This window comes from Actinomadura rubrisoli (assembly GCF_004349215.1).
GTDB classification, from domain to species: domain Bacteria; phylum Actinomycetota; class Actinomycetes; order Streptosporangiales; family Streptosporangiaceae; genus Spirillospora; species Spirillospora rubrisoli.
The window spans coordinates 1-1,493 of sequence record NZ_SMKU01000691.1; the positions used below are offsets into that span (position 1 = coordinate 1).

General features: G+C 72.5%; 2 protein-coding genes. Both read right to left on the reverse strand.

The genetic code is table 11. The features are described 5' to 3' along the window. The coding region (locus E1298_RS46895; protein WP_243726273.1) for a serine/threonine-protein kinase at window positions 1–1,008 on the reverse strand (1,008 nt) is incomplete at its 3' end. A 175-nt stretch (window positions 1,009–1,183) separates the two neighbouring features. Further along, window positions 1,184–1,493: limonene-1,2-epoxide hydrolase family protein (locus E1298_RS46900; RefSeq protein WP_131903796.1), on the reverse strand; the 310-nt coding region annotated here is incomplete at its 5' end.

Sequence of the window (1,493 nt, forward strand, 5' to 3'; positions counted from 1 at the left end):
GGACGGGTTCCGGGCGAGGAGCAGACCGACCGTCACGGTCGCCACGAGGCCGAGGGCGCCGAGGCCCACCGCGATCGGCCACACCGTCCGGGGGCCGCGTGTGGCCTTGCCACCGGCCGGTGCGGCCTGACCTGGGCCTTCTGGGGCCGGATCGGGGTGCGGCGGCGTGGTCAATGCCTTCTCGCCTTGGTGCCGGCCGACCATCCGGGTCACCGGGGCGGGCAGCCACTCGCTGATCGTGCCGTCCGGCCCCAGCCGTTCGACGATCTCGGTCGGTGAGGGGCGTCCGGCGGGGTCCTTGGTCAGGCAGGCGGCGACGAGATCGCGTATCCCGTCGGGGACCCCGGTCAGGTCCGGCTCACCGTGGACGATCCGGTACAGCAGCGTGTGAGCCGGGCCGTCACCGAAGGGCCGGACGCCGGCCGCGTGGCAGAGGACGGCTCCCAGCGCGAAGACATCGGACGGCGGACCGGCGCCCGCGCCCCTGATGTGCTCGGGAGCCATGAACCCGGGCGTGCCGATGGACCCGCCGGGCACGGTGAGCGCGGTCCCCTCCAGCGCCTGGGCGATCCCGAAGTCGATCACGCGGGGACCGTCGGCGGCGAGCAGGATGTTGGACGGTTTCAGGTCGCGATGCACCAGCCCCACGGCGTGGATCGCCTCCAGCGCCTCGGCCAGCCCCGCGCCGAGCACTCGAAGGGAATGCTCGGGCAGGGCCCCGTGCTCGGCCACGACCGCCGCGAGGGACGGTCCCGCCACATATGCGGTGACCAGCCATGGAGGATCGGCGTCCAGGTCGATGTCGACGACCTGGGCGGTGTGGAACCCGCCGACCTTGCGGGCGGCCTCGGCCTCGCGGGCGAAGCGTCGGCGGAACTGCGCGTCGGAGCCGAGTTCCGCCCGGACGACCTTCACCGCGACGGCCCGTCCGCCCGGCGAGTATCCGAAGAACACCTCCCCCATGCCCCCGGCGCCGAGGCGGCCCGCCAGCCGGTAGCGACCGATCATCTGCGGATCGGCAGGTCGCAGCGGCTCCATCGTTCCCCCGTACTCCGGTGTGACCACTCTTCACGACGCACGCGGTCCCCGGCGCGTACCGTCCCGATCCAACCCATTCGCGGACGGCGGCGGGACCGAATTCACACAATCGCGACACACGAAGTGGACACGGCGGGTGGTGCGGTCAGTGGGTTGTTGTTTTTGGGCGGGGGCTGAGGGTTGAGAGGGCGGCGGTGAGGAGGCCCTTGGCGCTGGCGGTGAGGACTGTCGTCCAGTCGAAGTAGTCGCGCCAAAGGGTGATGTGGCCGTCGTGGACCTCGAAGGTGCCGCAGACCCAGAATTCGGCCCGCCAGGCGCCCGCCTCCAGGACGTCGGTGCGTTCGGTGAGGACGGCGGGGCCGTTCTCGGCGATGGTGTGGACGCGGGCCTGGAAGCCGGTGCCGTAGCGGGCCATGGCGCGCAGGGTCTTCTCCACGGCGGGCAGGCCGCGGGCG